This is a genomic window from Pontibacterium sinense, from assembly GCF_015209595.1.
GTDB classification, from domain to species: Bacteria; Pseudomonadota; Gammaproteobacteria; order Pseudomonadales; family Balneatricaceae; genus Pontibacterium; species Pontibacterium sinense.
Map to the genome: position 1 here is coordinate 60,980 of NZ_JADEYS010000009.1, position 22,663 is coordinate 83,642.

Annotated in this window: 24 protein-coding genes; 2 read left to right on the forward strand and 22 right to left on the reverse strand. The window is 49.7% G+C overall.

Annotation, left to right across the window (positions count from 1 at the left end; translation table 11 throughout):
- Positions 1–414: 414 nt before the first annotated feature.
- The 9 genes from IOQ59_RS10365 to IOQ59_RS10405 are packed head-to-tail and all read right to left on the reverse strand — an operon-like array spanning position 415 to position 7,951.
- The gene (locus IOQ59_RS10365) at positions 415–2,139 is read right to left on the reverse strand and encodes a Na(+)/H(+) antiporter subunit D (RefSeq protein ID WP_193953219.1); all 1,725 of its coding nucleotides are present in this window, start codon (positions 2,137–2,139) and stop codon (positions 415–417) included.
- Positions 2,132–2,386, reverse strand: a complete 255-nt coding sequence (locus IOQ59_RS10370) for a hypothetical protein (RefSeq protein WP_193953220.1) — start codon at positions 2,384–2,386, stop codon at positions 2,132–2,134. The genes IOQ59_RS10365 and IOQ59_RS10370 overlap by 8 nt, the downstream gene beginning before the upstream one ends.
- A complete protein-coding gene (locus tag IOQ59_RS10375; protein WP_193953221.1) occupies positions 2,387–3,916 on the reverse strand; it encodes a monovalent cation/H+ antiporter subunit D family protein in 1,530 nt (509 codons plus the stop codon).
- Entirely contained in the window at positions 3,913–5,448 is a 1,536-nt protein-coding gene (locus IOQ59_RS10380; protein ID WP_193953222.1) for a monovalent cation/H+ antiporter subunit D family protein, read from the reverse strand. The genes IOQ59_RS10375 and IOQ59_RS10380 overlap by 4 nt, the downstream gene beginning before the upstream one ends.
- Positions 5,448–5,804 (reverse strand): cation:proton antiporter subunit C, encoded by a 357-nt coding sequence (locus IOQ59_RS10385; protein ID WP_193953223.1) that lies wholly within the window; start codon positions 5,802–5,804, stop codon positions 5,448–5,450. Before IOQ59_RS10385 ends, IOQ59_RS10380 begins: the two co-directional genes overlap by 1 nt.
- Positions 5,801–6,778, reverse strand: a complete 978-nt coding sequence (locus IOQ59_RS10390; RefSeq protein WP_193953224.1) for a DUF4040 domain-containing protein — start codon at positions 6,776–6,778, stop codon at positions 5,801–5,803. Before IOQ59_RS10390 ends, IOQ59_RS10385 begins: the two co-directional genes overlap by 4 nt.
- Positions 6,778–7,110, reverse strand: coding sequence for a monovalent cation/H(+) antiporter subunit G (gene mnhG / locus IOQ59_RS10395; RefSeq protein ID WP_193953225.1), 333 nt, complete (start codon positions 7,108–7,110; stop codon positions 6,778–6,780). The genes IOQ59_RS10390 and mnhG overlap by 1 nt, the downstream gene beginning before the upstream one ends.
- A gap of 23 nt (positions 7,111–7,133) precedes the next feature.
- The gene (locus IOQ59_RS10400) at positions 7,134–7,400 is read right to left on the reverse strand and encodes an MrpF/PhaF family protein (protein WP_228050832.1); all 267 of its coding nucleotides are present in this window, start codon (positions 7,398–7,400) and stop codon (positions 7,134–7,136) included.
- Entirely contained in the window at positions 7,397–7,951 is a 555-nt protein-coding gene (locus tag IOQ59_RS10405; protein WP_193953226.1) for a Na+/H+ antiporter subunit E, read from the reverse strand. Before IOQ59_RS10405 ends, IOQ59_RS10400 begins: the two co-directional genes overlap by 4 nt.
- Before the next feature lie 249 nt (positions 7,952–8,200).
- Between IOQ59_RS10405 and IOQ59_RS10410 the strand changes: the two genes are divergently transcribed.
- Complete coding sequence (locus tag IOQ59_RS10410; RefSeq protein WP_193953227.1) at positions 8,201–9,136, forward strand: hydrogen peroxide-inducible genes activator; 936 nt, start codon at positions 8,201–8,203, stop codon at positions 9,134–9,136.
- A gap of 148 nt (positions 9,137–9,284) precedes the next feature.
- On the opposite strand, the gene IOQ59_RS10415 is transcribed toward IOQ59_RS10410, so the two are convergent.
- From IOQ59_RS10415 to ppk2, 6 genes are all read right to left on the reverse strand, one after another.
- The gene (locus IOQ59_RS10415) at positions 9,285–10,466 is read right to left on the reverse strand and encodes a BaiN/RdsA family NAD(P)/FAD-dependent oxidoreductase (RefSeq protein WP_193953228.1); all 1,182 of its coding nucleotides are present in this window, start codon (positions 10,464–10,466) and stop codon (positions 9,285–9,287) included.
- 46 nt (positions 10,467–10,512) lie between these two features.
- On the reverse strand, positions 10,513–10,767 hold the full coding sequence (locus tag IOQ59_RS10420) for a CDGSH iron-sulfur domain-containing protein (RefSeq protein WP_193953229.1): 255 nt from the start codon (positions 10,765–10,767) through the stop codon (positions 10,513–10,515).
- 71 nt (positions 10,768–10,838) lie between these two features.
- Positions 10,839–11,111, reverse strand: a complete 273-nt coding sequence (locus IOQ59_RS10425; RefSeq protein WP_193953230.1) for a hypothetical protein — start codon at positions 11,109–11,111, stop codon at positions 10,839–10,841.
- Positions 11,108–12,025, reverse strand: coding sequence for a ribosome biogenesis GTPase YlqF (gene ylqF, locus IOQ59_RS10430; RefSeq protein WP_193953231.1), 918 nt, complete (start codon positions 12,023–12,025; stop codon positions 11,108–11,110). The genes IOQ59_RS10425 and ylqF overlap by 4 nt, the downstream gene beginning before the upstream one ends.
- Before the next feature lie 318 nt (positions 12,026–12,343).
- Entirely contained in the window at positions 12,344–12,571 is a 228-nt protein-coding gene (locus IOQ59_RS10435) for a phosphatase (RefSeq protein WP_193953232.1), read from the reverse strand.
- Positions 12,572–12,610: 39 nt separating this feature from the next.
- Positions 12,611–13,558: a polyphosphate kinase 2 gene (gene ppk2 / locus IOQ59_RS10440; RefSeq protein WP_193953233.1), complete on the reverse strand. Its 948-nt coding sequence runs from the start codon at positions 13,556–13,558 to the stop codon at positions 12,611–12,613.
- Between the two features lie 313 nt (positions 13,559–13,871).
- Between ppk2 and IOQ59_RS10445 the strand changes: the two genes are divergently transcribed.
- Positions 13,872–15,092, forward strand: a complete 1,221-nt coding sequence (locus IOQ59_RS10445) for an EAL and HDOD domain-containing protein (protein ID WP_193953234.1) — start codon at positions 13,872–13,874, stop codon at positions 15,090–15,092.
- A gap of 102 nt (positions 15,093–15,194) precedes the next feature.
- On the opposite strand, the gene maiA is transcribed toward IOQ59_RS10445, so the two are convergent.
- The 7 genes from maiA to IOQ59_RS10480 all read right to left on the reverse strand — a co-directional run bounded on the left by maiA (position 15,195) and on the right by IOQ59_RS10480 (position 22,653).
- Entirely contained in the window at positions 15,195–15,833 is a 639-nt protein-coding gene (maiA, locus tag IOQ59_RS10450; protein ID WP_193953235.1) for a maleylacetoacetate isomerase, read from the reverse strand.
- A 78-nt stretch (positions 15,834–15,911) separates the two neighbouring features.
- Positions 15,912–17,228 (reverse strand): fumarylacetoacetase, encoded by a 1,317-nt coding sequence (gene fahA / locus IOQ59_RS10455; RefSeq protein WP_193953236.1) that lies wholly within the window; start codon positions 17,226–17,228, stop codon positions 15,912–15,914.
- A gap of 210 nt (positions 17,229–17,438) precedes the next feature.
- Positions 17,439–17,642, reverse strand: coding sequence for a DUF2783 domain-containing protein (locus tag IOQ59_RS10460; protein WP_193953237.1), 204 nt, complete (start codon positions 17,640–17,642; stop codon positions 17,439–17,441).
- A gap of 25 nt (positions 17,643–17,667) precedes the next feature.
- Positions 17,668–19,344 (reverse strand): FAD-dependent oxidoreductase, encoded by a 1,677-nt coding sequence (locus tag IOQ59_RS10465; RefSeq protein WP_193953238.1) that lies wholly within the window; start codon positions 19,342–19,344, stop codon positions 17,668–17,670.
- A gap of 334 nt (positions 19,345–19,678) precedes the next feature.
- On the reverse strand, positions 19,679–20,596 hold the full coding sequence (locus IOQ59_RS10470; RefSeq protein ID WP_193953239.1) for a LysR family transcriptional regulator: 918 nt from the start codon (positions 20,594–20,596) through the stop codon (positions 19,679–19,681).
- 253 nt (positions 20,597–20,849) lie between these two features.
- Positions 20,850–21,812 carry an MBL fold metallo-hydrolase gene (locus IOQ59_RS10475; protein ID WP_193953240.1) on the reverse strand — a complete coding sequence of 321 codons (963 nt, stop codon included), beginning with the start codon at positions 21,810–21,812 and terminating at the stop codon, positions 20,850–20,852.
- Positions 21,813–22,167: 355 nt separating this feature from the next.
- Positions 22,168–22,653 (reverse strand): universal stress protein, encoded by a 486-nt coding sequence (locus IOQ59_RS10480; RefSeq protein ID WP_193953241.1) that lies wholly within the window; start codon positions 22,651–22,653, stop codon positions 22,168–22,170.
- Between the last annotated feature and the right edge of the window lie 10 nt (positions 22,654–22,663).

A 22,663-nucleotide genomic window follows, 5' to 3' on the forward strand; every position in this document is an offset into this window, starting at 1 on the left:
GTCATTATCTCGCATCGATATTGAATACTGATCTGAATTAAGCCCTGATAACCTCTCATCACTATTTGATTGTTCTAAATCTGATAAGACGATTGATTCATTGTCAGGGCAGAATATGTGCTCAGATTCAGAGCACTCAACCTTTTTGGAACCTTGGCATCTGCTTGCCTCCACCATGCCCAATCAGCAATAGCATTCAAATCATCACAGATACGCCATCAAATATTCTAAGGAACCTGCGAATAAGTCCCAGACCCTCTCAGCGGACAGTCAATCGGCTGAGTGCGCGAAAGGCTGCGCCGCGAAATGACAAGTGCTTTCCAAGCAGCCTGACAAAGCCAGAAACTGCGTTGGAAAGCACTCCTATGACGGTGAACCCGCAAATACTACCTTAAACTTAAGTACTCAAGCTGATTAGAGCAGATCAGGTATGTAGTAAAACATCAAATAAACCGCGAGCAATACCGCTACCCAGACGACCATGGTTTCGGTTGGCCAAAGCCTTGCGAAGTAGCCCTTTGGTTTACCTGCTTCTGCATCATATGAATTTTGGACCATCTGCTTGATTGAAATGGCTACAGACTTTTCAAAGCTGGCATAAGCACCATAAGTTGTGCTCGCAACCCTTTTCACAACAGCCGGCGCAAGCTTACGGTACAACCAGTCCGCATCGAGATTCGTCGATGGCAGCTCTGGCGGATACATATTTCGCAGGTTCAGCCATACAAAGGCCAGCGCTGAGAAGAACAGTAACTGCAACTGGGTTAATACGTGAGTAACATCATAAGGCTGATAGTTATGCTCCCATGGTAACAGGGCATAAACCGTCTGAGCCGGGAAAGTACCCAGTACAACACATGCAATTGCCGCTAACGTCATAGCAATCAGCATATTCTTAGGCGGTTCAGTGGTACGAATACCCGAATCGTGCGCAAAGAAAGCAAAGTATGGGATCTTGATGCCTGCGTGGTGGAATACACCTGCAGCAGCAAACAACAACAACAGCCAGACAATATCATAGCCTTCAGAAACCGCTGCAGCCATGATCATCGACTTGGATACGAAACCGCTGAACAGAGGGAAAGCTGAGATAGAGGCCGCACCGACAATACAGAGCACGGTGGTTTTGGGCATACTTTTATATAAGCCACCCAGCTCAGAGCCGTTGATTTTGCCGGTCATGTGCAATACCGAGCCCATGGTCATCATCAGCAGGCCTTTAAAGATAACGTCATTAAAGGCGTGAGCTACAGCACCATTCAGGGCAAGAGCAGTACCTATACCAATACCCACGATCATAAAGCCGATCTGGTTGATCAGACTATAGGCAAGTACCCGTCGCAGGTCGTTTTCGATTACTGCAAAGAAGATTGGGAAACAGGCCATAGTAACGCCGATCCAGACCAGGATCTCCTCACCGGGAAAGCCCCGTGCAAAGGCGTACACCGCTACCTTGGTAGTGAATGAAGCCAGGAAAATTGTACCGCTCGGGGTCGCCTCAGGATAAGAATCAGTTAGCCAGTTATGCATAAACGGGAATGCACACTTGATACCGAAGGCAAAGAAAATCAACCAGGCACCAAGCTGAGCCACACCTTCATTTTGCAAACCGATCTGAGTAAACAGCAGACTGTTATTTACCCGGGCAAAGATCAACAGGCCTGCCAGCAATAACACGCCTGATAGCACCTGAATGATCAGATAACGAACGCCGGAAGAGTATGCACGATCCGTACGACGAGCCCAGATCAGGAATACTGAGGTCAGTGCCAGCAGTTCCCAGAAGATAAACAGGGTAAGCAGGTCACCAGCAAACACGGCCCCCACTGCACTTGCTGCGTAAGCCAGGCCAGCCACATGCTGTACGGTATCTTTAACATGCAGCGCATAGATTACAGCAATAAGCGAGGCCAGATGGAAAAGGTAACCAAACATCAGACTGAGTTTGTCTACTTTTACCGGCTCCAGGGCATAACCCATAAACTCAAGGGACCAGAACACGCCATGGTCCATCCCCATCAGGTTAATGGCACCCAGGATCGGTGCAGCAATCATTATCAGATTGCGCAACCAGCCTCGCAGCAAAATCGCCGCCAGAGCAGCCAGCAGTAAAGGAAGAAACGGTATAACACTATTCATCGTAGTAATCTTCCCCACGCATCAGGAACTTACGCATCTCTGTAGCTATAAGCACCAGAACAACACAACCAATAAAACCATAGATGGCATAAAATGCCGGGATATTTTCCCAGTCATGGTAGATGTGTCGGTGCACGATAAAATCAACCAGGACTAACAGGCCACAGATAACATAGAAAACTTTTAACATTTTCTTAACGTTCTCTGGCTTATCAAACCAGCCATCTGAATCATGATTATCAGACATCTACCCCTCCCCCATATTCGTTGAAACTGCCATATCGGTTGAGACTCCTGGAATCAGGTTAATGAGCTCGACCAGCGGCTGAAGATAGAAAAACAGTGCCAGGCAACCAAAAGAAGTAATCGTCAGCGCAATCAGAATCGGTAACGGCGCTTCCTTAGTTTGTGACCAGGACCATGGCTCGGCACCTTCAACAGGTTTGCTGAAGAAAGCCCTGATAGGAATAGGTAACAGGTAAGCAATGTTCAACAGGGAACTTATCATCAGCACTGCCACTATGATGAGTTTATCCGTCTCTAACGCACCAATGGCCAGATACCATTTACTCCAGGTGCCTGCCATAGGTGGTAAGCCGATAATACTGATAGCACCAATAGCAAACGCTGCGAAAGTAATCGGCATTTTGCGACCCAGACCCACCATATCGCTGATGTTTTTCTTATGACTGGCGACCATAATGGCACCGGCACAGAAGAACAGCGTAATCTTACCAACCGCATGGGTAGCGATATGCAGGGCAGCACCGGCACTGGCGATTGACGATGCAAGCAGTGCACCTACCACGATATAACTGAGCTGACTCACTGTTGAATACGCCAGCCGGGCCTTCAGGTTATCCTTGGTCATAGCGATACAGGAGGACAACAGTATTGTCGCCGCACCGATATACAGCATGAGATCGGTTGTCGCCAGATCCTTAAGACCTTCAATACCGAAGATATAGATAACAATCTTCAGAATACTAAATACACCGGCTTTTACGACCGCAACGGCGTGCAGCAAGGCACTGACCGGAGTCGGTGCAACCATCGCTGCAGGTAGCCAGCGATGGAAAGGCATAATAGCCGCTTTACCTACGCCGTAGCAGAACAGAACCAGCAGAACACTGAGAACCACTTTATTATGTGAATCATCAAAAATACCGCCAGCACGGAAATCCAGTGTTCCGGTCAGAGCATAGGTACCAAGCACCGCGAATAGCAGGAACGCAATTGAGGTGCTCAGCAGAATACCCAGGTAGACCCGCCCACCCTGCTTCGCTGCATCGTTGCCCGCGTGAGTTACCAAAGGGTAAGTGGAGAGGGTCAGTACCTCATAGAAAATAAACAGCGTCAGCAGGTTTCCTGAGAAGCAGATACCCATAACAGAACTGATCGCCAAAGCAAAACAGCAGAAGAAACGGGTCTGGTTATCTTCGTTGTGACCCCGCATATAGCCGATGGCGTATATGCTGGTGATAATCCAGAGAAAACTGGCCACCAGCGCGAACAGTACACCTAAAGGTTCAACAACGAAGTTGATGCCTAGTCCCGGGAAAATATCGACCACATCCAACCGGAGCGGTACTCCCTGGAAAGTGTAATCGGTAATTGCCAGAACAATAGTAAACAGTATTGCTGCTGTGATCAGTGTCACTGCTTCACGCAGGTTAGGTATCTTACCTGTCGCTATTACAAGCAGCGCACCAACAAAAGGAACACAGATAGACAGTGTAATTAACTGAGCAGGTTCCAGTGCTTGCCAGAGATTCATGAAGAAACCTCCTGCGAATTACCTTCTACCATATTGTTTTCTAAAATATTGTTAGTTTGAAAAAGCCATTCTGAAGCGCTATTAGCCGCTTCGGTTGTCAGACTGGTATCAACACCGAAATAGATATTGGCGATAACAAGTACCCACATAGGCACCAGCATCAGCCATGAAATTTCTTTAATATTTTCTGAACTACGTGATTCCGGTAGTTTTTGAAAATAGGCCGCCTCAAGGATCCGGCCGATATAGACAATCGCAAACAGTGAACCGATCAATACCAACGCGGCTACAGTCCAATTACCCTGTTCCAGGGCTGCTGTAACCAGATACCATTTACTGACAAAGCCTGCAGTCAGGGGCACACCAATAATACTCAGGCCCGCGATGGTAAACGCCGCCATGGTCAGAGGCATTTTCCTGCCCAGCCCGGCAAAGGCTTTGATATCGACAGAACCGACGCGATAAAACACTGCCCCGACAGCCATAAACAAGGCACCCTTCATCAGCGCATGGTTAAAGATATGGATCATACTGGCCATCAGACCGGTCACACTCACCAGGCTCAGGCCAAGAATCATATAGCCAATCTGTGCAACACTACTGTAGGCAAGTACTGTCTTTACGTTGCTTTGCACAGTTGCCATATAGGAGCATTTGAAGATAGCTACAACAGCCAGCGCCATCAGGATAAGGCCCATCCCCATATCAACAAATACATGGTCAATGCCGAATACGGTGAAGATAAAGCGGATCATCACATAGACAGCAACTTTTGTAGCTGTACTGGCCAGAAACGCTGTCACTGCCGAAGGTGCATGGGTATATGCCGGAGGCAGCCACATATGCAGCGGGAATAACGCAAGCTTGATGCTGACACCCACCATGATGAACGCAAGGCCGGTGTTAATCGTACGACTACTATCGTATGCATCTATTCTGACCGCCAGATCCATCATGTTAAGGGTACCGGTCTTCATATAAAGCAAACCAACACCGATCAGGATAAAGGTCGCACCGATGGTACCCATCACCAGATAACGGAAAGCAGCTGTCAGACAACGTCTGTCTGATGCCAGGCTCACCAGGGTGTAGGTTGCCAGGGAAGAGATCTCCAGGAATACGAACAGGTTAAATGCATCACCTGTAATCAGTATGCCCGAAAGGCCCGCCAGGCAAAGTAAGTGCGCGGTATAGAAAAGAGAGTGATTAGCTGCTTTCACCTCCTTTTCGATACTGTCCTTCGAGTAAACCAGCACCAGTGTTGAGATGGCAGTTACCGCCAGCAGGACAAAGGCATTGGCAGCATCGACTCTTAATTCGATTCCCCAGGGTGGCGCCCAACCGCCGACAGCATAGCTGATTACACCCTCCGACAGTGCCGCTGACAGGAGCTGCCAGGAAAACAGAAATGCCAGGCCACTGGCCAGGGTGGCAAAGCCCCAGGAAAGCACTGAGCGCCCCAGGATAAGTGCTATTGGTGCAGCGATCAGGGGCAGAATAATAGGAAGCGCTGTTAAATGTTGTTCAAGCATCAGATCGCATCATCCTTATTTTCAAATTCATTCTCTTCAACAGTGCCATAAGCTCGTTTGATCCGGACAATCAGTGAAAGACCCACCGCTGTTGTGGCAACACCCACAACAATGGCTGTAAGAATAAGTACGTGAGGCAGTGGGTTAGAGTATTGAGTAACCCCTTCCACCACGATCGGTGCTGTGCCTCCGGTAACCTTGCCCATGGATATATAGAGCATGAAAACAGAGGTTTGAAAAATATTCAGACCTACAATCTTCTTAACCAGGTTGTTAGCGGAAATAACAATATAAAAACCGGCCATCATCAGAAAAACGACGACCCAGTAGTTGTAGTAATCGAGTATAAAGCTCACTGGATGTTTGACCTCTCTGCCTGACTGCCAAAGGCATAGAAAATATTCAGCATGACCGCAAACACTGTAATACCGACACCCAGCTCAATAATGATGATGCCGTAGTGCTGACCAGCAATCGGGTCTGCGGCGAGTGTATTGTAATCTAGGAAGTTACCACCCTTGTACATACTGTACAGACCGACACTGGCATACAGCAGTACACCGGCTGCGGCCATCCACTGCAGGAATTTAGGCCCGACCACTGCAAATGCTTTGGGCAGCCCTAAAACGAGTGCATACAATATAAAAGCGGCTGCAGCGATTACGCCGGCCTGGAATCCACCGCCAGGGCCGAAATCGCCATGGAACTGAACGTACAGGGCAAAAAGAATCACCAGAGGAATAATGATCTTAGAAACCACATGTAGCACCTTGTGAGTTTCCAGACCTGATTCCAGGTCTTTTTTCTTCGTACGTCGAACACCCAGCAGGGAGAGAACCCCAATAACCGCAGAGAACACTACAACCGTTTCCCCCAGCGTATCGAAGCCACGGTAACTTGCTAACACCGACGTAACCATATTCGGTAAGCCAACCTCTTTCGGTGACTCTTCTATGTAACGAGGCGCTACATGTTGATGCACTGGGTTATCCGGGTGCCCGAAAGGAGGCATATCAAGGGTGCCATAAATCAACGCAGCACCGGTAACCAGCACAACGAAGAGCGGCAAAATCGTGGAGTGCGTACTCTGTTTCTCTTTACGGCCCGTCATCGCCAGGGTTACAAGCATCAGCACCGTAGAAATACCCGCCCCCACAGAAGCTTCGGTAAAGGCAACGTCAACCGCATCCAGGTTCACAAATATTAAAGCGGACAGGAAACTGTAGATACCGAACAGCATTACCACGGCAAACAGGTCTTTTAAGAAAATAATCCGCAGGGCGGTGAGTGCCAGCATCGCCAGCAGCACCAGATCAATAAACTCAGCCATTATTTAGCACTCTCCTGTTTATCTTGCGGGCTGGTTTCTGCCAACGTAAGTAATCCTCCATGGCGGGCAGATTTTGCCAGGGCATGGGAGGCCGTCGGGCTGGTAACCAGCAGAAACAGCAGAATAAACACCAGCTTGGCTGTGTTCAGATCGAATGAAGTTTGTAACAGCAAACCGCCGATAATCAGAATAGCGGCGATAGAATCGGTGACACTGGCTGCGTGTACCCGGGTGAAGAAGTCTGGGAAACGGAACAGCCCGACAGCGCCGCTGAATCCAAAAAAAACACCTGCGAGAAGCAGTATGCTACTGACAATGTCCAGGAAATCCATGGCTTAGCACTTATACTCAGTTGTTATTCAATAGGTGAGGTATATTCGAAGAATCGAAGTACCGCGACCATTCCGATAAAGTTGATCAATGCGTAGACGATGGCGATATCCAGAAAGTCAGGACGGCCCATCAGAAATCCGCTCGCGGCAATAAACAGAACGGTCTTGGTGCCGAACATATTGACGCCAAGGATCCGGTCGTAAACCGTAGGCGACTTAAATGCCCTGACCAGAGCAAGCGCCATAACCACCAGAATCGCAATGCAGGCAGCTGCCAGAATTTCAGTCATTTGTTTTCACCCCAGATAGCGGTAATTTTCTTTTCCATCTGACCTTCTTCCAGCTCAGTGATTGATGATTCCTGTAACGCATGGACAGTCACCTCGCCCTCTTCCAGATCCACGCTCAATGTTCCCGGAGTCAGGGTTATTGAATTGGCATAAAGGACACGACTGCTTGGAGGGATATCTTTCGCGCTAATTTTTGCGATAGCCGGGGAAACCTTATCTGGTGAACCCCAGATCAGTTTTGTTACATGGAAACCTGAACTGAAAATTTGCCCGATCAGCCAGGGGGTATAACGGATCAGTCGAAGACTTGTACCGATCTGCCCGGGCTCATTTTCGACTTTATCCATCCGCTTGAGAGTAAACAGGACAACAACAACGGAGATTACGCCAAAGCTCAGTAATAATGGTTGGATGAAGCCTGAAAGCAACAACCAGAATATTGAAAGGACCAGCGCCCATTTAACGACATGCATGTAATATCGATCCATTTTGTTATAGTTATAAACCGTTTTCAGCCAGCCTGAATCCCTGGCCGTTAAAACTTCAGCCATCCCTTTTCAGCAGCTGTTCATAATCAATGAAAACCAGCCGAAAGACCTTGACCACCAGCAACAAAAGTTGCTCTGCGGAGCTTCAGTCCCCCTTAACCAGTTAATAAATTAAGATTTATTCTTAATCCCAGATTAATTGAGGGGCCTAATATTGCGATGCTGTAGCTGATAGCTCAATAGAGATTGTTTAATTTTATTGATAGCATAACCCTATCACTATACATGTTTTATCGCTGAGGATTTGCAGTTTTGGCCATTGAAACACCGACCATAAAGCAGTTGGAATACTTTGTTCGCCTGGCGGAATCCACCACTTTCCGGGGGGCTGCGGAGCAGCTAAAAATCAGTCAGCCAACCCTGACAGCCCAGATCTACAACCTGGAAAAAACCCTGAACCTGACCCTGATTGAACGCAGTCGGAGCGGGGCTACCCTGACACCAGCCGGCAGGGATCTGCTAGCGAACGCACGTCAGGTTCTTGAGGAGATGAACGGTCTGCTGGACCAGGCAGCAATGATGAATCACGGTCCGGGAGGCACGTTTCGTATGGGGGTTTCACCCACGATCGGTCCCTATCTGCTACCGTATATCCTACCGGGATTACACCAAACCTATGCCTCCCTTAAACTTTTTGTGCGGGAGAACACACCCAAAACATTAGAGCTTGACCTGCTTGAAGGACGGCTGGATCTGGTGCTGATATCCCAGCCCTTTGGCACTCCCCGTTTCACCACCGAAGTACTCTATGAAGAACCCCTGAAACTGATTACCCCGGAAGATCATCCACTGGCAAAGTTAGAGCAGGTCGAAGCGCATCATCTGCACGGACAGAACATTCTTACGCTGGAAGAACAGTACAGCAGCTACCATCAGATGGAGCTTCTGTGCTCCGAACTTGGAGCTACTATAGCCCGGGATTACGAGGGCTCCAGCCTGGATGCCCTGCGCCAGATGGTGATAATGGGGATGGGGCTGACCTTTGTACCCTCACTTTACATCCATTCAGAGATACACCAGCCCCAGGGCCTGAGTGTCAGGGATGTTGAAAACCTGAATCTGCATCGCACCCTTGTATTAGCCTGGCGAAAGAACTCGCCAAACCGTGGTTTTTACAGACAACTGGCAGAGATGATACGCTCATTGGTAAAAACCAACCTGTCCGATGCCAGGCTGAATTTCAGATAAGTTCAGTCGGCAGGCTATGTATCGATGTATTAAAAACGCAGACAATTCCCCGCGACACACCCTATTATCCCGCACCCATGCAGATATGCGCGACTGAACTGTCTTCGTTTTAATTCCAATAGTCTTCGTTTTAATTACGTCGATACAATTAAACAAAGGTGCCCGCACAAAAGCCGGAGGCCCAGGCCCACTGGAAATTGTGGCCGCCCAGATGACCTGTCACATCAAGACATTCTCCGATAAAGTAGAGCCCATCCGCTTTTTTAGCTTCAAAGGTTTTGGATGATATTTCGTTGGTATCGATCCCACCCAGAGTCACCTCAGCCGTGCGATACCCTTCCGTGCCACTTGGCTTCACATGCCAGCAGTGGAACCGGTCCGCGATCTGCTCCAATTTTTCATTACTGCACTGACCCAGAATACCTTCGATCTGCCAGAGGTCGCAGAAGGTCTGCACCAAACGCTTGGTCATCAAGGTGGCCAGAACGGTTTTCAGCTCAGCTTTAGGCCGTTGGTCGCGCTGCTCTTTAAGCCATTCGGTCAGATTTAACTCAGGGAACAGGTTGATCTCTACCTCCCCACCCGGCTGCCAGTATGAAGAGATCTGCAACACGGCCGGACCACTCAGTCCACGGTGCGTAAACAGCATGCTCTCTTTAAAGGTGGTTTTGCCCACCGTGATCTCAACCGGATCATGGGAGATGCCAGACAACGGTTTGAAGTGTTCCAGTTCCTGCGGCTGCAGGGTAAACGGTACAAGTGCGGCGCGGCGTTCAGTCATACCCAAACCAAACTGCTGCGCAATATCAAAGGCAAACGGAGTCGCTCCACCATTAGGAATGGATAAACCTCCGGTAGAGATCACCAATGACTCACAACGTACCGGGCCTTTTGACGTTTGCAGCTGATAGCCACCCTCGACCTGCTGAACGTTTTCAACCTCAGTTTCGGTCTGTAACGTCACGCCCGCCCAATCACACTCAGTCAGCAACAGATCAAGAATCTCTTTACTGGATTCATTGCAAAACAGCTGGCCCAACGTTTTTTCGTGGTATTCGATGCCATGACGATCCACCAGATCGATGAAGTCCTGTGCGGAATATCGACTCAGGGCAGATTTACAGAAGTGAGGGTTTTCCGAGAGAAAGTTGGCAGGACCATTATGGATATTCGTGAAGTTACAGCGCCCACCACCGGACATCAGGATTTTTCGCCCGATCTTTTTGGTATGCTCCACAACTAATACCGAGCGGCCACGATAGCCCGCGGTAGCTGCACACATTAAGCCGGATGCGCCGGCTCCCACAATAAGAACGTCGTACTGCTGCAAGAGAGCTGCCTCGATGGTGATCAAAAGGCGGCTATTCTAGCACAACCTATAGGTTGTTTTTCTTATTGTGCGAGCCGTCACACAGCGGCGGTGTCGCCGTCTGTTTGCACATGCAAAGCCACACGGTACCACTACGTTCGGCAACAAATACGACAGGATCAATACCGGTTCCCTGATGGGAGCCGTCACAGAAAGGCTGGGAGTTGGAACGCCCGCAGGCACACCACGTGTAGGTTTTCCCCTCCTCCAGCTCAACTTCGATGGGCGAATGCCCGGCACGGTGAATGGGTGAGTGAGACATGGTTTGATCTCCGGTTGTCTGTATCCCCAAAAATAGAAGAGGGTTAACCGGAGATCAAACTATAAACAGAATTAATCTGCTTTCTTTTCAGCGTTCATCTTACGAATCTTGTCCGCCAGGCGACCACCTTTAGGCCGACCCTGATTGTCGCCTGCGTTAGCAGCTTCTTGTTTATCCAGCTCTTTCTGGTAAACGGAGCGGTTTTTCTTACGGTCTTTCATCGCACGTTTCTTACGCGCTTCATAGCTGTTTGGGTTGGCAAAACGTTCAGCTTTGTTTGGCCCGGTTTCATCTTCAAAAATTAACTGGTTCGCATTGCTGCGTTTTTTCTTAGAACGGCTCATTTTTGCTCCTGTTGCTCAGCTTCAGCCAGAGCAGCGGCTTCAGCTTCTAGTCGGGCAATTTCTGCCAGACGGTGTTTCTCTTCCCACTCGGCAACCGTCTCAAATGTAAGACGACCCAGTTTGCCAGAACGCATCTCGTGCAGTAGCACTTCAGATGCCTTGTGCATATCAATCACGCCACCAGGACGCAGACCGCCGCGTTTGCGGCCAATCTCTTCCAGCAGTTGATCAGGTCTTTCTGGCAGGGCTTTCAGTTTGTAGCGTTCCTGTGTGCGCTCCGAGTAATCACTCAGCATAAAACCTGCGGCAAACAGTGCAACGTCTTCATAGTCAATTGCGGTATCTTTGATCGCGCCACTGGCGGCCAAACGGTAACCGGAATCTTTGTCTTCAATTTTCGGCCAGAGTATACCCGGTGTATCGGATAACGCCATTCCGTTCTTGGAGGTGAAACGCGTCTGGCTTTTTGTCACTGCCGGCTCGTTACCGACCTTCGCAATACGTCGACCGAGCAGCGCATTGATCATGGTGGATTTGCCCACGTTGGGGATACCCATAATCATGGCACGTACCGGGCGATCTGCATTGGAGCGTGATGGCGCCATTTTTTTACACAGGTCAGGAATGCGATTGATCTGTTTCTTCTGTTCGTAGTCCAACGCAACAGCCATGGTGTCTGGTTGCGCATTGAAGTAATCAAGCCACTCTTTCGTGCGGGCAGGATCAGCCAGATCACTTTTGTTCAGAAGTTTAATAGCTGGCTTTCCCTTACGCAGGGTATCCACCAGCGGGTTTGTGCTGGACTGCGGCAAACGTGCATCCAGAACCTCGATGATGACGTCTACTTCGTCCATCACCTTGGCAATCTCTTTCCGGGCTTTGTGCATATGCCCCGGAAACCAGTTAATACTCATTGTGCAAACCTGTACTCTGAAGGAAGCATGAAAACATTAAGAGCGCAGATTAGGTAAGTCTCAATTTGAAGCAAAACCAAGGCTTACAAAATGTAAGTGAGTATTTTGGGTCAAATTTTAACGCAGGATAATCGAGCGCAGTCGTCGCCATGCAATCTCTTAGGCGAATTTAATCGACCTATTATACCTGTGATTGCACACGGATACCCGGTGGGATCTTGAATTACAGTTATGAACTGGCTTTAAAAGGCAGGAAAAGCGAGGAATTAAACCAAAAAGCAGGCCGCGCGGGCCTGCTTATGCGATCAGAGCGAGAGGTTAGTTATCAAAGTGCTCTGCAAAATGGCGCAGTTTATGTGCCAGCTCGTCTACCTGATCGGCAGCTTTTTCCATCTCTTCCAACACTGCGGTGCTCATAGCTGATTCGATCAGCAACGATAACTCGTCAAAGTGCGCAGCACCAACGGCTGTACGCTGCTCTTCTGTCAGCTTTGCTTTGAAGGCTTCAACGATGTTCAGTGCGTGCTGGGTTTGTCTCATGGTCATTCTAGTTACTCCTTTCCTTGTCTATCGGGGATCACCCGATCAAAGTGCGCCTGGAATTAAAACGTGTTCATCGCGTTCGTGTACATCACGCGCACTACCAACAATCAACGGGTCCGGTGCCAGCTCAATATCCGTGTTTTTGTTCGGGTATGGCAAGCTAGACAGCACGTAACGCATTGCATTCAGACGCGCACGTTTTTTGTCGTTGGATTTGATCACGGTCCACGGCGCATCGGCAGTATCGGTATAAAAGAACATAGATTCTTTGGCTTCGGTGTAGGTATCCCACTTATCCAGAGAAGCCAGATCAATCGGTGACAGCTTCCATTGTTTCAGTGGATCGGTACGACGAGCCTGAAAGCGACCGAACTGTTCATCACGACTCACCGAGAACCAAAATTTAAACAGACGAATGCCGCTGCGTACCAACATACGTTCCAGGTCAGGAGTCTGGCGCATAAATTCGAGATATTCAGATGGCGTGCAGAAGTTCATAACCTTTTCTACCCCGGCGCGGTTGTACCATGAGCGGTCAAACAACACGATCTCACCTTCCGTTGGCAGGTGTTGAATATAACGCTGGTAGTACCACTGACCGCTTTCCACTTCGGTCGGCTTTTCCAGTGCGACCACTTTTGCACCACGCGGATTCAGGTGTTCCATAAAGCGCTTGATCGTACCGCCCTTACCAGCTGCGTCACGACCTTCAAATATAATAACGACACGCTGTCCTGTATCACGCACCCACTGCTGCATTTTGAGAAGTTCGATCTGCAACTCCTCTTTCTGCTTTTCATAATTTGAGCGGGAAATTTTCTTGTCGTAGGGATAATCGTTCTCACCGTCGAGCAATGCTTCCAATGGGCGCTCGGCAGTTTCGGTCGTCGCGTCAGCTACAGGGTTGTTAGCTTGATTAACGACCTCGGCCACGACTTGTGGTGCGACCAGATCGGAACCAGAAGGGGTAACTTGAGGCTCTGCAGTCATTGATATCTCCTTTAATTTTCCGGTTAACTTTTCGACTTCTTGGCTAAATTATCCTCCTGTTCCTGACAGTCATTCTTGACATAAATCAACCGCAACCCTTTGTAGTTAAACTACAAATTGAGCCATTCCCCTGAGTTCGGTATGCTCATGCGTTTTTTAAATTTTCCCAGCGATCAGGGCTACTATTTTTTGTAGCCGCCACATAACCTCCCTATCTTCATTCAGCAACCAGCGCTACACTTAGAGGCCCAAATGACGACAGGCCTGATCTGGAGATCGGGCTTACACAGTTCTGCCCGGAGAAAAAGAAGCGATGGATTCGAGCGCCCGCGGCCAGGTATTAATGGCTCGCCAACCGATCTTCGATAGCGGCCAGAAGGTCATTGCCTATGAACTGCTATACCGCAATGATCAGGATACCGAACACGCAGTTTTCCGAGATGCCAGTGCGACAATAGAAGTCCTGCTGAATGCTTATACCTGTATCAGTGATGCAGGCTCTGTAAAGCGCGTGCCTGCCTTTATCAATATCAGTGAAGAGATGCTACTCAGCGGCGACTTCCCCGATCTGCCTCGAAAACAGGTCGTGATCGAGATCCCTGAAACGGTTAGGCCCTCCCCTAAGGCCATTAAAGCGATTCTTACGCTTGCCCGAGATGGCTATCGCCTGGTCTTGGATAACTTCACGTACAGCGAAGCCTACGACCCCCTGCTGAAAGTTGTGCAGATGGTTAAAGTGGATGTGTCGCAACTGAATAACGAAGAACTCAGCAACTGCCTGTCGCGCTTACGCTTTTTCAAAGTCACACCGGTAGCGGTCAAGATTGAAAGCAGCGAAAAGCTCGTCGCCTGCAGTCAGCTTGGCTTTAAACTGTTTCAAGGACACTTTCTAAGCCGCCCCAAACTGGTCAAAGGTAAGAAGCTGGAAGCAAATGCAGCAACACTGATGCAGCTCGTACAGGCAGTGAACAGTCCGGAGGCGACACCTGAAGACCTGGAATCGCTGATTATTCAGGATCCGGTGCTCACGTTCAAAATGTTACGTATCGTCAACTCAGCAGCATATTCTCTGGTGCGCAGGGTTGAGTCGATCACGGATGCAGTGGTTCTCCTGGGTATGGAACAGATCCGCCGCTGGGTCACTCTGATCTCAATGACTAGCCAGGACGACAAGCCCGAAGAGCTATGTCGCATGCTACTGATCCGTGGAGCCATGTGTGAAGCCTTGGCCAATGCCACGAATGAGCGGAATACAGGTAGTTACTTCATGGCGGGCATGATGTCTGGCCTGCATGCACTGCTTGATATTGATCAGGCCACACTGCTCGAACAGGTACCACTGGCGGCCGATATTCAAGATGCATTGCGCGATTACGCCGGGCCGATCGGAGAAACCCTAAAAGCCGTCATTGCCTATGAAACCGGCAACTGGAATGAACTGCCGCTGGATATGGATATAGATCTGTATGAAAGCGCCTATCGCCACAGTTTGCAGTGGACACAAGAATCCATGCAGGCCATGCACGATAGTTAACTCCCTCAGCACCTTGCTCTGCGTTGCTCCGCAGCTAAACGAAAAAGCCGCAACAAGGGATCTCCCTGTTGCGGCTTTTTTTATAACCTATCACTTAAACGCTTAAGCGCCCGGCTGCAAATCCGGATGAGCATCCGCAAACGCCTTCAGCTCATTACATGCATCCGCAATACGAGCGATTGTTGGATAGACGCTCATATCCACCTTGAAGCGATTTGCATTGAATACTTGAGGCACCAGCAGCACATCCGCCAGTGTTGGGTCATCACCGTGACAGAACTTGCCCGTCTGATCTGAATCAGCCAGAGCACGCTCCAACGCCACAAAACCCTCTTGAACCCAGTGCTGATACCACGCGGTTTTCTGCTCATCGGACACGCCGAATTCAGACACCAGGTATTTGAGGATACGCAGGTTGTTCACCGGATGGATATCGCAAGCAATCAGCTGTGCCAGGCTACGTACGCGGGCACGCTCCAGCACATCAGAAGGCAGCAACTGAAGTGTTTCAGGATACGCTTCATCCAGATATTCACACATCGTGAGTGACTGGTTCAGCATTTCTCCGTTATCGTCCAGAGATGGCACCAACCCCTGAGGGTTACGCGCCAAATTCTCTTCACCACGCTGTTCCGACTTCAACAGGTTCACAGGTACCTGCTCGTAGGCCAGGCCTTTAAGGTTCAAGGCAATACGGACGCGATACGCAGCAGAGGATCGACAGTAGTCGTAAAGAATCATTTTAGAAATCCCTAAATGAATCCATACCGCCCCCAGGACAGGCCCTGAAAGCGGCGTGATAATACCCTAACCAGACAATTAAGCCTTAGCAGGCAGTACAGTACCGACAACTTCACCAAAACCGATGCGTGCTGCACCTTCTTTCTGGCAATGTCCACGCATGATCACAGCATCACCGTCTTCAAGGAAGGTACGGGTTTCACCATTCGCCAGTGTGATTGGCTGCTTGCCACCCAGAGACAGCTCCAGCATGGAACCAGCTTCATCATGTGTTGGGCCAGACTGAGTACCGGAACCGAAGAAGTCACCCGGCTTCATGTTACAACCGTTCACCGTGTGGTGAGCGACCATCTGAGCAACGGTCCAGTAAGAGTGCACGAAGCTGGATTCAGACAGCTTGGCAGCGCCCTGACCTTCCGCACGCATCTTGTCGGATTCCAGCAATACTTCCAGCTGAATGTCGATTGCACCTTCAGCACGGTTAGTTTCAGATTCCAAGTAAGGCAGTGGCTGTGGATCAGCTTCGTCACGTGACCACGCTGTACGATACGGCGCCAGCGCTTCAGTGGTTACAATCCACGGAGATACGGTAGACGCAAAGTTTTTCGCCAGGAATGGACCCAGTGGCTGATATTCCCACGCCTGAATGTCACGCGCAGACCAGTCATTAAACAGGCACAAACCAAATACGTGATCGTCAGCACTGTCCAGTGCTATCGTGTCACCCAGATCAGTGCCCTTACCGATGTAGATGCCCATCTCCAGCTCGTAATCCAGACGCTTACATGGACCAAAGCTTGGCTCTGCTGCATCAGGCGCTTTTGTCTGGCCTTTTGGACGGTGAAAGCTCTGACCGGATACGTCGATAGATGAAGAGCGACCGTGGTAACCGATTGGCACCCACTTGTAGTTTGGCAGCAATGGGTTATCTGGACGGAACAGCGAACCCACAGTCGTTGCGTGGAACACTGAGGTGTAGAAATCGGTGTAGTCACCGATGGTGCATGGCAGGTCGTATTCAGCCTCAGCCTGAGCCACCAGACAAGCGCTTAGCTGTGCTTCAGCAGCAGAACCGCTGCGCAGAGCCTGGGACAGAGCCAGACGCAGTGCAGACCACGCTTCTTTACCCATACCCATAAAATCGTTCAAACGCGGTGCCGCACAGGCTTCCGCTGCAGTCTGCGCCAGACCGGAAAATACGCCGGTCGCTTTGGCTGCTGCGAGGTCCACAATCTGATCACCGATTGCCACACCACCACGGAATGCTTCATCGCTACCCTGACGACGGAACGCCGCAAATGGCAGGTTCTGGATTGGGAAATCACACTGGGCATCGTTTGCAGATGCAACCCAGCTGGTGAGGTTTAGATCATGAGTCTCGTTCAGTGCAGGCATTCTGCCTTCCTCCATAATTCTCGCCGTAAAGACGTATCTGACACCTTTTCCTGCATAACAGGAGCGGTTTTCGTTAACCTTTTTCGGGGCCAGATCACCCTAGCATAAAAACAGTAAAGGCCCACCTTTAAAAATTGCACAAGAACGTTGCGTAAGTCGCTGTTCCTATACCATTTTGCCGGTGAGCCTGAGTATTGCGTTATTTAACGCTTATTGTGCAGGAATGTGCTTGCGTGCAGTCTGCATCGCTTCGGACAGCACTTCCTGATCACCGATGTGGTTACACAGCAGCAGAATCAGTCGTGCATTCACATCGACGCTCTGCTCATCGGTCAAATCACGATGAAGATCTGTCAGTTCCTGATAGAAATCATCTGGACGCGGCAGATTTGGCTCGGTAATAAGTTTAGTCATTGTCATCTCTCTTTCTTATTGTCCGTTACTTAGCCAGCGCTTTGTTTTGCGCTGCAACTACCGCGGCTTTATCAAAGCTGCGCATACGTGCTGTTACCAACTGGTCAGGACGCATCAGATAGAAGGTACCGCCCTTCGCATCCAAACGTTCTTTCACCACACCCACGGAATCGATCAGCAGCTCTACGCCTTCTGGCAGTGCGATATCCATGTCATGGCTGGCAACGATGTATGACTTAACCGGTACATCCTGTTGCGCCAGCTCGCCCAACTGAGCCACCGCTTCAGCAGTTAGATCGTTGCGGCTATCAACAAACAGCATGCCGTTGAACACGTTACCCAACGCACCTAACAGGAAGCCTTCTTCACCGTTGCGCTTCACCGGACCATCAGTACAAGGTGCACCGACAACCACTTTACAGTTAAAGCTGCCATCATCTTCGGTGTTCAGAGACGATTCTGTCAGGAAAGGCGGCACAGACAAGCGACCACTGTTCACCAGCGGACGGGCGAAGGTGTAATCTTTTGCCAGCCACAGGACCGCATCGCGGAACGCACGGTTAGCACCGTTCTTCGGCGTAATGAAGTCTGTACTGCGCGTGGAGTTCAGGATGTTCTCATCTGCGGCGAACGCACGCTCTTCAGAGTACGTATCAAGCAGGCTATCGTCTGCCTGACCGTTCATCACTGCCTGCAGTTTCCAGGTCAGGTTATCAATGTCTTCGATACCGGAGTTCGCACCACGTGCTCCGAATGGAGACACCTGATGAGCTGCATCGCCAGCGAAGAAGATACGACCGTGACGGAAGTCATCCATACGACGGCAGGTAAAGGTGTATACAGACGCCCATTCCAGTTCAAACTCAACATCTTCACCCAGGAACGCTTTAACACGTGGAATGATGTTTTCCGGCTTCTTCTCTTCTTCCGGATCAGCATCCCAACCCAGGTCAAAGTCGATACGCCATACGTTATCAGCCTGACGGTGCAACAGTGTAGACTGACCTTCGTGGAACGGAGGGTTGAACCAGAACCAGCGCTCTGGCGGGAATTTCTTCGGATCCATAACAACATCAGCAATCAGGAAGCGATCCTGGAAAATCTGACCTTTGGATTCCAGACCACAGGCTGCACGGGTTTTGGAACCCGCACCGTCACAGGCAATAATGTAATCCGCTTTCAGCGTGTACTCGCCTTCCGGGGTCTCTACAGTCAGAGTGACTTCGTCGCCGTTCTGCTCAACACCGGTGACTTTGTTTTTCCAGCGCAGATCAGCTTTTTCCAGCTCGTTCACGCGATCAACGTAGTACTCTTCCAGGTAGTACTGCTGCAGGTTGATGAAACCCGGACGACGATGATGTTCTTCTGGCAGCATATTGAAGCTGTAAATCTGCTCACTTTCGAAGAACACTTTACCCACATTCCAAGTTACGCCTTTATCAACGCAACGCTGACCCACACCTAGGCGGTCAGAAATATCGAGGAAACGTTTGGCGTAGCAAACTGCACGAGAACCAACACTTACGGTGTTGTTATCGTCCAGTACAACAACAGGGATGTCGTGAATTGCAAGATCAATTGCAGCAGCCAGACCCATTGGGCCTGCACCGATCACAACCACTGGGTGTTTTACCGGCTGTGCAGCGTCTTGGTCTGCAGAGCGGATATAATCGAACTCAGGAAAAGTGTATGTGTTAAGCATCGCTTGGCACTCGTATTATTGTTATGGGACCTGCTGACAACTCCCCCTAAACCCTCTCAGGACCTGTCAGCAGATTCCTTAATTTTCAGCGTTTGGAATCGCGCTTAGTACGGTAACCAAGATAGCGGATTTAGGGCGATCGATAATCCCTCTCACGAGCACAAAATTATTTCTTCAGGGGAAACAAAGCCGATCAGGCATAACACTCTGAAAAGACAACACTTCTTTTAATTTCAAAAAGATAGTCTAAATTCAGGCACTTTGCGTCGCGACACCCAAAGCACCAAATACCGAACAACTGCAGAAATCTTTTGCCAATTGTTCAGCAATAGAATCAATCTTGGGGCCACTGCTGCTGCAAATTTTGCTCCAGCCATGCCTGAAAGAACTCGATAAACGCGCTGACTTTAGGTGAGATATATTTGCGATCCGGATACACCGCAAAAATTGATAGTTTTTCAGGTTCATATTGCGGAAATACCCGCACCAGATCGCCCGACTCAACAAAGCGCGCAATCACAAAATAGGCAAGATTGGCGATCCCCCTGTTTGCCAGAACGGTCTCCCGAACCACCAAGCTGTTATTGGCTTTTACGTCACCGTCCACTTGCACCGTACAACGTCTCCCTTCCCGCTCCAGTGACCACTGGTTCGCATTAGAAGCATGCACAAAGACTAAACAATTATGCTTCTTGAGATCCTCTGCACACTCGGGCGTCCCGTTTGCTTCCAGATACTCGGGCGTCGCACAGATAAACATCGGCACTTTGGAGATTTCACGTGCAATCAAACTGGAATCGGGCAACTGCGGATCCGCAATACGGATCGCCAGATCAAAGCCATCGCGCACCAGATCGGGCGCCCGATCATCCAACGTGACATCAACCTGAATATCCGGGTAGGCCTCCATAAAGGCAGGAATAGCTTTAGCCAACTGCATCTGACCAAAAGTCATGTTGCAGTAGATGCGCAATACACCCCGCGGTTGTCCCTGCAACTGAGACACAAGGTTTTCTGCTTCTTCTACCTGGCTGATGATCTTCTGACATTTTTCGTAATAGGCCGCCCCTACTTCAGTGACGCTCAGACGGCGCGTCGTACGCTGCAATAGCCGCGCACCGATATGCTGTTCCAGATGAGAGATCTGCTTACTGACCGAAGAGCTGGAGATACCCATCTCCTCTGCGGCCAGCGAGAAACTTTTAAGATCCACAACGCGCACGTAAATATTCATGGCAGACAACACGTCCATAACGTTTCCTACTCCTGCATCTGAAGCCAGATTTCACACTAGCAGCGGCTAACCGGCGAAACAAGGGATAAAGCACCAGAACGCCCCAATACAGGGCACTAACGTTATGGCGTTTTATAAATAGAAAAACGGCGCTGGGTTTTCACCACAGCACCGTTTTCGGAGCGGCTATTCTGGGACATGATGTCACAGAATACCGTTTATGATTGTCACGCCGCGGGGACAAAAAGAGCGACGGACAAGGCTCAGGAGATTAGTCCTGCAGCTTATCCCATACTTCCTGATCTCGCTCATCAGTCCAGATGCGCGGCCAGTCAATACCGTCAAACTCATCCCACAGACGCTGAACGTCAAATGGCAGGCAGTGCTCGAAGATCGGCCACATACCAAACTTAGGATTCAGGTGCTCGTGAGTTGCTTCAAACGCTTCTTTTACAGTACCGCCGCGTTTGTGAACTTCACCCACTTTTTCGATCATGCCGGTCAGGAAGCCACGCGTCTGCTCGATCGCCGCATCAACTTCGTCACGACCGCGTGCAACTGCACCACGACCGCCAACCAGAACTTCTGCTTCGTATGCTTTAACTTTGTCCAGAGTCTCGGAAGACCAGTCAAAGTGGAACGCATCACCGGTGTACAGTGCAGCAGCAGCTTCTACCAGATCGCCTGCAAACAGAACTTTCTGTTTAGGGATCCATGCAACGATGTCACCCGCAGTGTGACCACGACCACAGTATTCCAGTACCAGGTTACCGCGATCGCCACCCAGAGGAATCTCCAAACGATCGTTGAACACGATGTCTGGATGAGTCAGACCTTTGATGCCGTCTGGCTCACGGAACAGACGAGGCATACGACCGTATTCGGACGCCCAGTCCTGCATACCACGCTCTTCAATCAGGAACTTGGTTTTTTCGTGCGCAATGATGGATTCTGCGTTGTATGCTTCTGCACCCAGAACACGCACCGCGTGGTAGTGAGACAGAACCAGATACTTAACAGGCTTGTCGGTGTGTTCACGCAGCTGCTCCAACCAATCACGTGCCGCTTTAGGCGTTGCGCGTGCTTCGAAAGCTACGATGAAGTCTTCGCCTTCAACTGCACAAACGTTTGGGTCACCTTCAGCAGTCAGTGCATAGATGCCATCACCCAGAATTTCCAGTGTTTCAGTTTTTACACCGAGGTCCGCGGAGGACGCAAAGGGCTTCTTCGCCATATCTGATTCCTATCGTTAATCTTTATTTAATTCTGATTATCTCAAAAGAGAAAGCATAGAATATCTGTTCCTTGGCTTACTGTTCTTCGCAGCAGACGCCAGAAACCGGATTGAATAAAGATACCTCAATCCAACGCAAACATAACCTCGAACAATTGAAGAATATATATTCCTCACTGGAAACAATGCTCTATTCCACGCCGACAAATCGACGTATTAATGCACTTTTTAGAAACAATCAATCCTGTTTTTAGATCTCCGCCACCCTTTCACGCGGCAAAATCATGCATCTGTCAGGCATAAAAAAACGCGACCCACCTTGCGGCAAAATCGCGCTTTTTGATACAGACTCAACTTACTTAAGTGGCACAACCAGCACAGGACGCTTGGTATGATGCATCACCTTATTGGCGGTAGATCCCAGCAAAAACTGGCTAACACCACTGTGAGTACGGGTACCCATCACGATAACATCTGCGTCGATATCGTCCGCCACTTCAAGGATGGTTTTCCATGGCGTACCCTCCTCAACACGTGCAACCGCCTGACCTTCAGACAGCATCTCACTCTCTTCCAGCTCAGTTTCACAGAACCGTTCGATACGCTCTTTCAGCTTATCGCGCAGGTTCTGAATGCTTTGATCGTGCATCTCAAGCAACGATTCATCGTTCATCATCGTATCGACGATACTCTGAGCAGACGCACTCAGCGGCTCAATCACGTGCAGGAACGTAATTTCAGAGTTGTAGTGACCACAAAGACTCACTGCAGCACGAAACGCCGGACGGGAGCCCTGATCAATATCAGATGCATACAGAATTTTTTTAACTTGAGGCAGCATGTCAGACTCC